Below are 12,601 nucleotides of genomic sequence, written 5' to 3'. Positions count from 1 at the left end.
TTGTGGCTGGCAGCGCCCGTCCACCGCAGCATGCAGCTTCGTGTTGAGTCCGCCCTTGGTGCGGCTCATGGCCTGTTGTTCCTGGCCTCCGGCGGGGTTGGCCCCGTCCCGGTGGACCTTGATGTGGGTGGAGTCAATCATGCCGAGGTTCTTGCCTGCATGCCATTTCATCTGCTGCATGGCCTGATCCCAGAGACCGGCCTTGGCCCAGCGGCGGAAGTGGCCGTAAACGGTTTCCCAGGCAACGCCAGGGACGTCCAAAGCACGCCAGGAGCCGCCTTCCTTGAGCACGTGCAGAACACCTGCGATAACCAGCTTCAAATCACTGAGAGGCCGACCTGGTCGGAGTCCAGCCTCCTCGTCCTTCTGGTATTTAGGAATCTATGGATTTTATAACCTCGGCCAGTTTAGGAACGACGGCTTGGTATTTTTGGGTGCAGGTGCATCCCTCTTGTTAGGCCATTTTTAGAACTTGTACAGTTTTAAAACACGCCCTAGAAAAGACGATGTTTGAATTGCCGTCTTCACAGGCAAGCGTGGCTGAATGGTTGGGGCTGACCTTCAGCTTCCAGAGCTGGAAGCCTTCTGCGGTAACTGCCCGGATGGATTGAGCGAAGGCGATTTCATCGAGCAGCCAGTAGGCTCCAGCGGATTCAGCGACGTGCTTTGCGCCATCTGTGTAAAGCACGTTTCGTGCGATGCTGTGGCGGTGCCATAGTTCGGTGCCGGTGAACTGGCTCAATTCAGCTTTAGTGAGTGTTTTCTGCGTCATAATTTTGCTCCGTTTGTTTTGTTATCCCCCACTGCGGGGGCGACGGTGCAAAGGCAGGGGCCAAGAGGCTGGCGGTCATGCCCCCAACACGGGAGCGTAGCGAATGGAGCGGGCCGGGAGTTGACGGTCAGACGGCTTCTGCCATATCCCGAGCCATCACCCCGCGATGAGAACAAAACACGAGAGCAAAGCGCAGGACACGAATTGCTGACTGGCTGTGAATCGGCACTTCCAGGTATCGTTTTAATAACTGGAGCAAGGAGCTGAACTGATTTGCAGAGCCGAATGGCTGGATTTGCGCCTAGCCGTCTTGGCGGCGGCTATACCTGCCGACAGGCACGAAGGATCATCACGGGATGAAGTGAATGAGCAGTGGACGGCTTCGCCGGTAGCGTATCAGGCAGCTTCATCTGGTGATGCGGAGGGCTGCAATGGCGTGGGCTGGCTTTCCTGCGCGGTAGCGGTCTTGGAGAGACTGCCTGCCCCATGTGGTGGGCGAGGGCGTTACGGGACACCTCCCGTTGGAATGGGTAGCGCCGCACAGCGTAGGCGCGAGGGAAAGGCTTTTCCCTCCACCAGCCGTTTCATTTATTTCAGATATTGCAATTGTTGCAGATGTATGATATGATGGAGAAAAGGAAGGTCATTATGCTCACACTTAACGAACCGCTCGTCCCAACAGAAAAGGATGTGCTTATGGCGCGGGAATCCCGTCGTCAGATTGGCAGCATGAAGTTTGGAAAAAGAGATTCCATCGGAATGCAAATTGAAGGTCAGGAAGTCTCGATTCCTGTCAGTGCGTTTCGTTTACTGGTGGAAGCCATCAGTGGGATGGCCGATGGAAAGACCGTGGCGATGATGCCGGTGGATGAGGAGATCTCACCTCAGGAAGCGGCAGAGCTTTTGAATGTGTCGCGTCCGTATGCATCAAAGCTCTTTGATGAAGGGGCGTTTCCAAGCCGCAAGGTGGGAACGCATAGACGCGCCTATACCAGGGATGTGCTGGCTTACAAGCAGCGGGAAAAGGATGCCCGACTCAAGGTTCTGGATGAACTGGCGGCAGAGGGTCAACGCCTCGACATGGGGTATTAATGACTTCTGCTCCTGTCGTTGTTCTAGATGCCTGTGTTTTATATCCGGCACCGCTGCGTGATTTGTTCATGCGGCTTGCCGTCTATGGAATGATCCAGGCAAAATGGTCGGAGAAGATTCATGAGGAGTGGATTACGGCGGTGCTGCGCGAGCGGCAGGATTTGACGCGAGAGAAGCTGGAGAGAACGCGTGAGCTGATGAACAAACACGCCCATGACAGCCTCGTGAGTGGATATGAACGGCACATGGAGGCACTCACCCTGCCGGATGTTGATGACCGTCATGTTCTGGCGGCCGCAATTGAATGTGAAGCTGCTGCCATTGTTACATGGAACCTGGCTGATTTTCCGATGTCGGTTGTGGGCACCCATAACCTGGAGATATGGACGCCAGATGAGCTGCTGATGAGACTGCTAGAGACGAATCAAGACTTGGTCATCGAGATCATGCGCGAGCATCGGGCGAGCCTCAAAAGCCCGCCCAGATCTGCTAATGAGTACCTCGGCACATTAGAGCAGCAAAGGCTCTTCGATGCCGTGGCTTTGATCAGGCATAGGACAGAAGACATTTAGCTAAGACGCAAAGATTCTGATCTCCTCCTTTCTGATCCAGCGAGATGCACGCGCTAGGGCTTCAATGGCATCAGATGTGTGCGTGAACAAGATTGTGCTTGTGCCGCTAAACGACTTTCCTTGGTCGTAAGAGCAAAAAAGTCTGATCATGTGTTGGGTAATGCCATATGTTTCTCTTCGGACAACAACAACTTTAATGCTGCCGATGGTTGTTTGATATACTTGTCTGTCTGCTCTTTTCATGATTGTCTCCTTGATTGGTTACTCCCCGATGGGATTGGAAACGTGAAGAACAGACGGTTAAGCGGGATGTTGTCATGCCCAACACGGACACTTGGAGCGGGCAGGTTATTGACTGTCCTGCACGGATGTTACGTTTTCAAAATCTCAAGAGGAGGGACCATTGAGGGGAAATGAGAAGAATTGACCGTGCAGGTATTTCGGCCAGACGCTTGTACCATCGTTTTGGCGGTCATTCAGAGGCGGACGGAACTTTAGCCAATGCAAAGACTGGCGATAAGAAAGGCGGGCGAAGGTGGGCAAAATGGTCGCTGTCTTGCATGGCGTGGTTTGGTCAAAGAGCAGGGTGGGGAGCAAGCTGGCCATTAGGCGGAGAGTGAAGGGCTTGCCACAAACGAGCCGAGGAATGGTGGGGTTGCTTGCGGTGGCAGTGCGGAGCTTCTCTGCGAGGTGTTACTTGATCCAACCCGTTAGAATGGGTAGCGCCGCACAAAGTAGGCGTGAGTGAAGCCTTGACGCGATAGTCAACGACCAGAAATACTGAACATTTTGATCTGAATATTGCAGCCATTAATATTCGCCTTTGCAGCACTTAAGTTATAGTCAGTATTCGGATTCGCTGTTGCGCTGGCATAAGTGCAACTGGAACCATCTGGTGCATAACCAAGCTGCGCGCCCATTCCAAGAACGTCGCCTTTCCAGGGTTTCCCATCATCCATTTTAGAGTCGATTGCAAGTGCTTGAACAGGTGTCATAGCATAGGCAGATGCATAAGTTGCAGCATGTGTAGGATTGAAAAAATGTGGGTGAGAGTTGCAGGGGTCGCTGTTCACTGTTGCTGTTGGGGCGCGTGCTGTCTGTGAGGGACATAGCCCCCAGTAATGCGCAGGTGGTGCCTGGACTTCAAATGCATTAGAAGAGATAGTGCCTGCTAATATAATCGAGCCTTTCCTTCCCAATTCTGCCGCCGGGTTATTAACGCCGGGAACTGGTCCCACCGCAAAATCATATGTGGTGTATTGCTTGGAAATAGCGCCTGACAAAGACATGTGGTACCAGAAATGCGCTGTTTCGGCAGGGACTGAGAAAGCGGCGTAATTAACGCCGTTAATTTTTTGAGTCGCACCCAGACCATTATGGTTGATTGAGCCTTCAATAGCCCCGTCATTATCCGCTTTATAATTGGAAGGGAAAAGATTACTGTCGCCAGGGAGCTGCCTATATTTGCTTCTGAACTGGCTGACCGCGATATCCATCTGCTGAAACTGCTTCACCTGAGCATTAATTTTTGCACTCTCAATCAAGCTTTTCCCAATCAGAATTCCGCCGATAAGCAGCCCGATAACAACCAGTACAATTGATAGCTCAACCAGTGTGAAGCCCTGACGTGATAAACGATGTTTCTGCAAATTCCCTCTCTACGAGGAAGAGTATAACAAACTTCGCTTTGCAAAGTCAAGCTGCACCATATTGGCAAGGGCTCATGAGAATCTGTGATAGCTGTTTGGTTTAATTATCCAATCTGATTTTTACTGCTAACAAGCATTCAACCCTATTCATTGCTTCGGAACTGCCTTCTGTGGATTCTTTGAGACCAGTGGATTCGTTCCAAACACCGCCCATGTCATAGTTTAGAGCATTATCATCGCAGCCTAGATGATTGCTAATATATGGTCCTGAATAGGGAAACATTTGTCTTGTGTTTCCACTCATAGGTTTTCCGTCATCGAGTTTTGCATCAACACCGGCAGCCTCCTCGGCTGTCATGCACTTGCTAATACCTGCGTTGACACCAGATGTTATGGCAAAAGCGGTGCCAAAATCTAATCCTGCACCCCAAACTGCCCTATAGTCATAAACTGTTAGGAAACAGTTTGTTCCATACTCAAGTTTTGGGACAAAGCCGGAAAAATTTCCATCAAAACTATCAGGTCCAGAGTAAGCTGCAAAATTGGCATTTACCATTCTTGTGATTGATAAGTGATAGAAAAAGTTTATCGGTTCGGAGCCAGCCAGCGCCCATGAAGTCAGTGTATTGTAAAGGGTATTCACCCCGTGAATCTGACCGTCGTTATTGCCATTAGGTGCTATTTTATTTGTATCGCCGGGTATGGCGCGGAATTTACTTTTGAAAGTTGTGGCAGCGATTTCGTATTGCTCGATGGTTTTGACTAATTTCACCAACTTCGCGCTATCAATCAAACTCTGCCCAATCAGAATTCCGCCGATAAGCAGACCGATTATGACCAGCACAATCGACAGCTCAACCAGTGTGAAGCCTTGACGTGATAAACGATGATTCTGCAAATTCCATCTCCCATGCTAAGTATAACAAACTTCGCAAAGTGAAGTCAAGTTGCCAGTTTTTAAGAGCAAGGAGAGCCACATGGTATAGGTGTGGCTCTCCTTAATAACTATGGCAAATGCACGGTGTATTGAAGGCAATGCTGTCTTAACCATCTTCTGGCATGGACGGTCGCTTCCATTATATCGGCTACGTCGGAAGGAAGGAACCCATATTCTGCCGACCAGTAGTCGTTTGGTTCAAAACAGCGGATGACGTTCACTGTGTGAACCCAGGTAGATCCAATTCTTCTTCTATGCACGACGGCTTTGACTTTGCCCACGAGGATTTCAAATACGATTTTACCAGGGTGATTTAGTTCTAACATAATATGTCTCCTTTCTTGTTTGTGGCTGCGACTGTCGCGGCCTTGATGGCAGTGCATAAAAAGTCCTGCTACACTGGAGCGCAGCGTGGCGGGCAACACGGATAATTGGGGGCGACCTTTAGGGGGAACCGAATATCTGTTTGAGCGGCCCAGTAAGGGCTTTAGCTTGCCAATCAGAATGGTCGCGCAGTGCATTCAACGAGATAGGTGATTCTGTGTTATCTAAATCCCACATGTGGGCGTATTCTAAATGCTCACAGGCATAGTCTTATAAGCCCTTGAGCTTAAACAGTTTGCAAATGCCTGGCTTTCTCAATGCGTTGCACAGCAAGAGTGAATCCTGCTTGGTTATCGAAGGGCGTTACTTCGGCCGTAACCTGAACAATCGGATAGCGCACCGTTGCCAAACCGTAGGCGCGGTATGCATCAGCAAAGATTTCACATTCCACAATTCCTGACCGATCGCAAATGGAGATGAACTTCATCGGCTCACCATTCTGTTGTAGATGTGAGCGACTGACGATAATCAGGCCGCACACGGTTACCTTCTGGCGATGATAGCGGGGCAGTTCGGAGATTGGGCAATAGGTATTCCAGCGAATGTTTGGATGACAATCCAGCGGGTGGCCGCTGACTGTGTATCCCAGCAGCTCGGTTTCATCCTGCAGCATTTGAAGGATGCCAGGTTCCTCCCGGAACTGCGCCCGTATGGCTTCTTCCTTGGTATTGCGGAAGAGCCAATCTGAATCAATAGCGTCATCACGCGCTGAATGCAGGCAGCGCCAAAACTGCTCGGTCCTGGTGCCCCCCAGACTGTCAAAGGCACCCACCCGGATTAGATCAAGAGCTTCTTGTCCTTGGGGATGGACCCGTTCACAGAAATCGCGCACGTTTTGAAACGGTGCTTTGCCTCGTTCTTTGCGCCAGCGAGCAAGTGTTGTCTCACTCAAGCCTTTAACGCAGCGCAGGGGAACGCGAATGGATTTGGCTAAAGCGGGTGCGTGCGTGCCGCTCGGCGTTTGCACGGGTTCGACTGTGAAGGCATCGGTGGAAGCATTCACGTCTGGGCTTAAAAAACCAATCCCAAGCCGCCTGCATTCCAAAGTGTAGACGAGCGGTGAATAAAAGCCCTTACCATTGGTTAGGACGCATGCCATGAACTCAGCAGGGTGGTAGCGCTTGGCGTATGCGCCTTGATAAGCTTCGACCGCGTAGGCGGTGCTATGAGCGCGGCAAAAAGCGTAGCCTTTAAATCCCGCTACAAGATCCCAGACATGGGCAATGCTGTAGGCATCCCTCGAGCGAGCTTTTGCAGCCGCCATGAACTCGACTTTAACCTCGGCAATTTTGGCTTCATCTTGCTTTACCAGGGCACGGCGCAGAACATCTGCGCGACCGCCTGGTAGTCCGGCAAATTCCTCGCAGATTTGGAGGATATGCTCTTCATATGCGACAACCCCGAAGGTTGAGCGCAGGACTTTTGACAGACTTTCATGGACATAATCAACGGCTTCAAGTCCCTGCGCCCGGCGCGCAAACTGGGTCTTTTTAAGACCGTTTGCGGCACCCGGTCTGATGACTGAGACAATAGCAACCAGCCTGTCGATGTCCCGCACATCTGCCATGCAAGCCAGACTGGTCATGGCAGGGCTTTCGATATGGTGAACTCCACGTCCATTGCCACTGGCAATCATCTGCCAGATTTCAGGATCGCTCCAAGGCTCTGCATCTGGGCTGCGTGGTGGTTCCTCGGTTCCTCCAATGCCTCCGACTTCAAGGTTATCTAAACTCATTGTGAAGCCCTGAGCTTGGAGCATGCTCTTGGTATCACGCAGTACGGCAAGACCGCCTTGAGCGAGAATATCGAGCTTGATCAACCCGACAGCTTCAACGCTGTCCATGTCGAAATGGGTCGTCTGCCAGCCTTTGGTACTTTGGAAGGTGGGGGAAAGATCCCGAATCGGGCAGCGGGAAAGAACCACGCCGCAAGGGTGCATTTTAGGATAGCGGGGAAAGCCGTCGAGCATGCCAGCCATGAGTAATGCGGTTCTCATCGGCTCTTCCTGCCAGGGCGTGTTATCGCACTCACGCGACATTGCTACAGCATCGGCTGCGTGCTTCGCATCTGTCCATGGCATATGCTGCGTTAAGCGGCGGATTTCATTTTCAGCAACGCCAAGAACTTTGGCGATATCAGCGAAAGCTGACTTTGCCTGAAAGGTGTTAAACCCTCCCACAATAGCGGCATGTTCCGGGCCGTAGCGCTTCAGGAGCAATTCGACCACGGCATCTTTTTTATCATGCGCGAAATCGATATCAATATCGGGAAGCTTCTGGAGAGCCATGCGGTCGCGGTTCAAAAATCTGCGGAAATACAGCTCGAACCTGATCGGGCAAACATTGCTGATTCCGAGGCAGTAGCACACGAGCGAATCAGCGGCACTGCCTCTGGTGATCCAATGAATATCATGGGTGAGGCATTCTTGAAGAAGATCCCAAACGGTGAGGAAATATTCCTCATAGCCAACTTCAGCGATGATCTCGAGTTCTTCGCGGAGCTGCGCCAGATGTGAATCTGCATTGCTGCCGTAACGACGCTTTAAACCTTCATGCGCCAGCCTGGATAGCATGGCGGCAGGTGTGGAGCCATCTCTTGGTGCATAGTTAGGAAAACGCAGGGTTTTAAAATCAAAAGCGAACTCGCATTGGTCAGCCAGTTCATGTGCTGCCTTTAGCGCCTGCGGGGAATATCTGCCCCATTCGACTGGTAGCGGGAATGCAAAATCCCCGCGTCGTTTCTGTGGGTGCGGTTCATGAAGCAGCGTCAATGTCTTCATGCTTTGCAAAACGCTGAAGAGCATTTTGTCAGCGGCCTTGTGGTAACGGATCTCCGGCAGTGCGATTGCGTCAGCATTGCCGGGCGTAATGATAAGCCCCTCCCGGTGGGATTGTAGTTGCTCGGTCGTAACGTGGCCTCCTTTACCAAAGGAAAGCAACCGGCAGAGATGCTGGTAGCCGGTCTTGTTTTGCACATATGCCAGCAGGTGGGTGCTGCCGCTAAGCAGCTCTGCTCCGATGATGGGTTTGATGCCGGCTGCGCTTGCTGCCTGATAAAACGGAACAGCTCCGTGCAGGTTGGGGTCGGTGATTGCGAGGGCTTTGATGCCGTAGCCAGTAGCAGCCTTGATCATCGCTGGAATGGTGAGCGCTGAATCAAGGAAGCTGTAACAGCTTTTCACATTCAATGCGGGAGCGGTGAGGCTCTGCGCAGATGGGACAAAGATCTGAGGACCGTTTTCCGCCCGCTCACGCAGGACGCGGTGAGAGCTTTCTTTAACTTCGCCCGTGATGACTTGCGGCTTAGGCAGGGTCTCACGAGGCTGTTGACGGTGCTTTGATAGCCAGAGATCATGACCTCGCATGATGCTGCATTGCTTATGCCGGAGATGATCGACCACCACCGACAAAATATGAAGGCGTGCACGGGTAATGTCGGACTGTTCCAGACCGAGGCTGGCGCTGAAGCCCGCCTCATAAATCTTGGTGAAGCGAAGGCCGACCAGCCGGATGCTGACGCGCCTTTCCCAGGCACGATGCAACAGTGTTTCAAGCAGCGGGTAAACATCATGCTCCAGGTCGGTTGGCTCCTCCAGGCTGGACGAACGAGTGGTTTCGTCCATGTCGTTGTATCGCACTCGCAAACTCACCGTGCGTATGCTTTTGCCATCATGGCGGACACGCCTCATCAGCCCATCAGCCATGCAGCGCAGGCGGGCGATGATGAATACGGTATCGGTTGTATCCTGCCCGAAGGTTTCCTGCTCACCGTAGCTCTTGGCCTCAGGCGCATCACAAACCACGGGTCGGTCGTCGCGCCCGAGAGCATATTCATGCAGGGTAGGGGCGCTGGTCCCGACAACCAGCGATAATTCATCCACTGGTGTTGCAGCCACATGACCAACACAGCGGAGTCCGGCGGTATTGAGCTTGGCTGCGAGATGAGGTCCGACCAGGGGGAGCCATTTATTTTCCAGCGGCCATAAAAAATCCTGTTCACCGCCTTGTGATACTTCAATGAAGCAGTGGGGCTTTTTGAGCTTGGAGGCAATTTGGGAGACCAGCTTGTTCGCTCCAACGCCGACGGAAACAGAGAGCTTCAGCGACTGGGAAATTGCCTTTTGGATTGTCAACGCAGTTGAGACCGCACGAGTATCCTTGGCTCCTTTGAGGTCCATGTAACACTCGTCAATTGAAGCCACTTCCACCAGCGGAGTGAAATCATACGCATATGAAAACATCAGCTTTGAGAAGCGCTCATATTTCTCAAAATCGCCCGGAAGGATGATGAGAGAAGGGCAGAGCTTACGCGCTCTCACTGTTGGCATGGTGGTATAGATCCCAAGCCGTCGCGCTTCATAACTGGCAGATGCAATGACGCCGCGTTTCTGCCCGCCAACTGCTATGGGCTTGCCGCGTAATTTCGGATCGGCGGCTTGTTCGACCGCAGCAAAAAATGCATCCGCATCAAAATGCAGCATCATAAAGGTTCACTTTTTGGGAAGCCGGAGAAGAGCCACCATAACGCCCTGGATTACCAGCTCGCGGGCGGGAATGAGGTCCGGGTATTTGGGGTTGGATGCCCGCAGGTAGGGCACTCCATTCTTTACGAAAAAGCGTTTCAGGGTGGTTTCCCCGTCAATGAGGGCTGCAACAATGTCCCCGTGCTTGGCTTCCCGAAATTCCATCACCACAACATCCCCTTCCAGAATGGCAGCGTTTCGCATTGAGTCGCCCTGAACTTTAAGCGCAAAAGTGCGGTTGTTCTTTGGCAGCCCCAGCGTGTCAGGGTCAACCGTAAGGCAGGCCTCCATCGTGCTTTCGGGCACCTCAGCCCTGCCTGCAACGATGGTGCCGAGCAGAGGAATTGACCTGAGCTTCCATTGGCGTGCAAGGCAGCGCCAAAGGGTTCGAAGGGACTGATTCTGATCCGCCGTTAACATGGCGCACCGAATACTGTTCTTTAGAACAGTTTCAAGTACTCGTTTTCTGGCGGCTCTTCCGGCGGGGCGTCTCCCCAGGGAACAGGGGGAGAAATTGGATGAAGAACTTCCTCGGTCTTGTTTTTTGCAGAATTGGCACTGGTGGAAACGCGGTAGGCTTCCAAATGCGGGCATTCGTAGGGCTCTAGGAGCGTCCGGAGGTCCGATTCCTGTAGATTAGGCTTCAACCAATTCGAGATGGCGTCGCCCTCCAAGACCAACGGGCTTCGGTCGTGGAATTTGCTCATATAGGTTCCGGGCGGGGTCGTAACCACGCTCATTGAGGTGATGACCGGCTCTTCCTGGTCATCTGCGGCATTGCTCTCCCAAACATCCCAGATGCCAGCCAGCCACAGCGGCTGATCGTCTGATCTGTGGATGTAGTAGGGGGTGGTGCGGTCAGGCCATTCATGCCAGCCCCGCGCTGGGACAATGCAGCGCCGCTTGCGGATGGCTTGCCGATATGAGCCCAGCTCAAAAATGCTGTCGGAGCGAGCGTTAAAGGTGCGGGTGAACTTCTTGGACACTTCCGCTTTGGAGCCTCGCGCCCAGTTTGGAATCAACCCGAACCGCATTCGCTCAACAGCGAGACCGTCTTCCTCCTGAATGACCACGTCGGCGTAATCAGTCGGGCAGATGTTGTTGAGGATGTAAATCCGTGAACGCTTGTCTTCACGAGCCTTTGCCAGATGTCGCTTGATCTCAAGCGCCAGCCCTGCAACCCGGAAACTCGGGATTCTGGCATACTGGTTTAGGCGTCCGCACATGATTCAGAAGGTGCCCGGCACCGGATGAAGGGCAAGCAGCTCATTCAGGTTTTGCCCCACGACTGAATCAAGGTCGCGAAGACTTTTTCAAAAAGTGTTAATTATCACTAACTATACAAATATTATCTATTGCAAATTATTATTTATTAATTTAATACGGTAAATATATAACATATGTAAAGGCAGGATTAAGATGTTGGTATCAGATGGTAATATAATTCCGAATACAGAACTGCAAATCGCCGCAGTGAAACAAGACGGGATGGCAATTCAGTATATTGAAAATCCAAGTGAAAAGGTTCAACTCACCGCAGTGGAAAAAAATGGTCACGCAATTCAGTATATAAAGGCTCCTAGTGAAAAGGTTCAACTTGCTGCTGTGAGAAAATGGGCATACGCAATTCAGTATATCGAAGAACCGAGTGAAGAAGTACAGCTCGCTGCAGTGCGAAGAAGTGGCCATGCAATTCAGTATATAATAGATCCCATTAAAAAAATCCAACTTGCTGCCATAAAACGAGATCCGATAGCAATTCAGTATATTATTAATCCAACTGAGCAAGTTACAAGGGCGGCTCGGAATCGCCAACAGGTTGTAGATTTATCAGGGGGGTATGATGGGTGGAGAATAAGAGAAATGTCAGAACCGTGCGAGGTAGCTCAATTAATTGCGGTGAAATCGGATCCCACATTGCTACTAGAAATACAGAAACCGACTGAAAAAGTTCAACTTCTTGCCGTAGCGAGAAAGCCAGAGTTAATTCAACATATAAGAGCGCCTAGTGAGGATCTTGAACTAACGGCAGTGCAAAAAGATGGCCGCGCAATTCAGTATATCAAAAGACCAAGTGAAAAAGTTCAACTCGCTGCAGTGGAACAAAATGGTCATGCAATTCAGTATATTAAAAAACCGAGTGAAAATATTCAATTCGCCGCAGTGGAAAAAGATGGTTACGCGATTCAGTATATAAAGGATCCTAGTGAAGAGGTTCAACTCGCTGCTTTAGAAAAATGGGCAAGTGCAATTCAGTATATTAATAACCCAACCATAAAGGTACAGATCGCCGCAGTGCAAAAAGAAGGTCGCGTAATTCAGTATATCAAAGAACCGAGTAAAGAGGTGCAGCTCGCCGCAGTGGAACAAAATGTTCACGCAATTCGGCATATCGAAAATCCGTGTGAAGAGGTACAGCAGTTCGTGGATAGAGTAAAGCAAACGGCTAAAGGAACTAAGCCGAATGACAAGGCACCAGCTGAGAAATCTGTCATTCAATCCAAGGAAGCGCTGGCTACAGCCTCATCAAAAGACAAGGGGAGAAGGGTTGCCAGCGTTTGAATGTTTCTGAGTCTCTGGCTTGGAATCCTTGGATTACGACATAGCGACATGCGTGTTCTACGAGCCTTTGCCAAATGGCGCTTAATCTCAAGCGCTAGCCCAGCAACCATG

At 51.3% G+C, this 12,601-nt stretch carries 10 protein-coding genes; 3 read left to right on the top strand and 7 right to left on the bottom strand.

Annotation, left to right across the window (positions count from 1 at the left end; all coding sequences use genetic code 11):
* The coding region (locus tag EI77_RS15210) for a transposase (RefSeq protein ID WP_279586911.1) at positions 1–381 on the bottom strand (381 nt) is incomplete at its 3' end.
* 73 nt (positions 382–454) lie between these two features.
* Positions 455–772 carry a DUF6876 family protein gene (locus EI77_RS15205; protein ID WP_133796141.1) on the bottom strand — a complete coding sequence of 106 codons (318 nt, stop codon included), beginning with the start codon at positions 770–772 and terminating at the stop codon, positions 455–457.
* A gap of 624 nt (positions 773–1,396) precedes the next feature.
* Between EI77_RS15205 and EI77_RS15200 the strand changes: the two genes are divergently transcribed.
* Positions 1,397–1,864, top strand: a complete 468-nt coding sequence (locus EI77_RS15200) for an excisionase family DNA-binding protein (RefSeq protein ID WP_166647281.1) — start codon at positions 1,397–1,399, stop codon at positions 1,862–1,864.
* Positions 1,864–2,436, top strand: a complete 573-nt coding sequence (locus EI77_RS15195) for a VapC50 family PIN domain-containing toxin (protein WP_133796139.1) — start codon at positions 1,864–1,866, stop codon at positions 2,434–2,436. Before EI77_RS15200 ends, EI77_RS15195 begins: the two co-directional genes overlap by 1 nt.
* 764 nt (positions 2,437–3,200) lie before the next feature.
* Here the strand turns inward: EI77_RS15195 and EI77_RS15190 are convergent.
* The 5 genes from EI77_RS15190 to EI77_RS15170 all read right to left on the bottom strand — a co-directional run bounded on the left by EI77_RS15190 (position 3,201) and on the right by EI77_RS15170 (position 11,154).
* A complete protein-coding gene (locus EI77_RS15190) occupies positions 3,201–4,085 on the bottom strand; it encodes a prepilin-type N-terminal cleavage/methylation domain-containing protein (protein ID WP_133796138.1) in 885 nt (294 codons plus the stop codon).
* A gap of 100 nt (positions 4,086–4,185) precedes the next feature.
* Entirely contained in the window at positions 4,186–4,983 is a 798-nt protein-coding gene (locus EI77_RS15185; protein WP_133796137.1) for a prepilin-type N-terminal cleavage/methylation domain-containing protein, read from the bottom strand.
* Positions 4,984–5,632: 649 nt separating this feature from the next.
* The gene (dnaE, locus tag EI77_RS15180) at positions 5,633–9,889 is read right to left on the bottom strand and encodes a DNA polymerase III subunit alpha (RefSeq protein ID WP_133796136.1); all 4,257 of its coding nucleotides are present in this window, start codon (positions 9,887–9,889) and stop codon (positions 5,633–5,635) included.
* 6 nt (positions 9,890–9,895) lie between these two features.
* Positions 9,896–10,348, bottom strand: a complete 453-nt coding sequence (locus EI77_RS15175; RefSeq protein ID WP_133796135.1) for a LexA family protein — start codon at positions 10,346–10,348, stop codon at positions 9,896–9,898.
* A 20-nt stretch (positions 10,349–10,368) separates the two neighbouring features.
* A complete protein-coding gene (locus tag EI77_RS15170) occupies positions 10,369–11,154 on the bottom strand; it encodes an SOS response-associated peptidase (protein ID WP_133796134.1) in 786 nt (261 codons plus the stop codon).
* A gap of 193 nt (positions 11,155–11,347) precedes the next feature.
* Here EI77_RS15170 and EI77_RS15165 point away from each other — a divergent pair, with 193 nt between their 5' ends.
* Positions 11,348–12,490 (top strand): DUF4116 domain-containing protein, encoded by a 1,143-nt coding sequence (locus tag EI77_RS15165; RefSeq protein WP_133796133.1) that lies wholly within the window; start codon positions 11,348–11,350, stop codon positions 12,488–12,490.
* The last annotated feature ends 111 nt before the right edge of the window (positions 12,491–12,601 follow it).

The organism is Prosthecobacter fusiformis (assembly GCF_004364345.1).
Taxonomy (GTDB): Bacteria; Verrucomicrobiota; Verrucomicrobiia; order Verrucomicrobiales; family Verrucomicrobiaceae; genus Prosthecobacter; species Prosthecobacter fusiformis.
This window is presented reverse-complemented; position numbering and strand designations above follow the sequence as displayed.

Coding starts and splice junctions, on each gene's coding strand:
- EI77_RS15200 (WP_166647281.1), top strand. CDS start 1,397: ATGATGGAGAAAAGGAAGGTCATTATGCTCACACTTAACGAACCGCTC.
- EI77_RS15170 (WP_133796134.1), bottom strand. CDS start 11,154: ATGTGCGGACGCCTAAACCAGTATGCCAGAATCCCGAGTTTCCGGGTT.
- EI77_RS15165 (WP_133796133.1), top strand. CDS start 11,348: ATGTTGGTATCAGATGGTAATATAATTCCGAATACAGAACTGCAAATC.
- EI77_RS15195 (WP_133796139.1), top strand. CDS start 1,864: ATGACTTCTGCTCCTGTCGTTGTTCTAGATGCCTGTGTTTTATATCCG.
- EI77_RS15205 (WP_133796141.1), bottom strand. CDS start 772: ATGACGCAGAAAACACTCACTAAAGCTGAATTGAGCCAGTTCACCGGC.
- dnaE (WP_133796136.1), bottom strand. CDS start 9,889: ATGATGCTGCATTTTGATGCGGATGCATTTTTTGCTGCGGTCGAACAA.
- EI77_RS15175 (WP_133796135.1), bottom strand. CDS start 10,348: ATGTTAACGGCGGATCAGAATCAGTCCCTTCGAACCCTTTGGCGCTGC.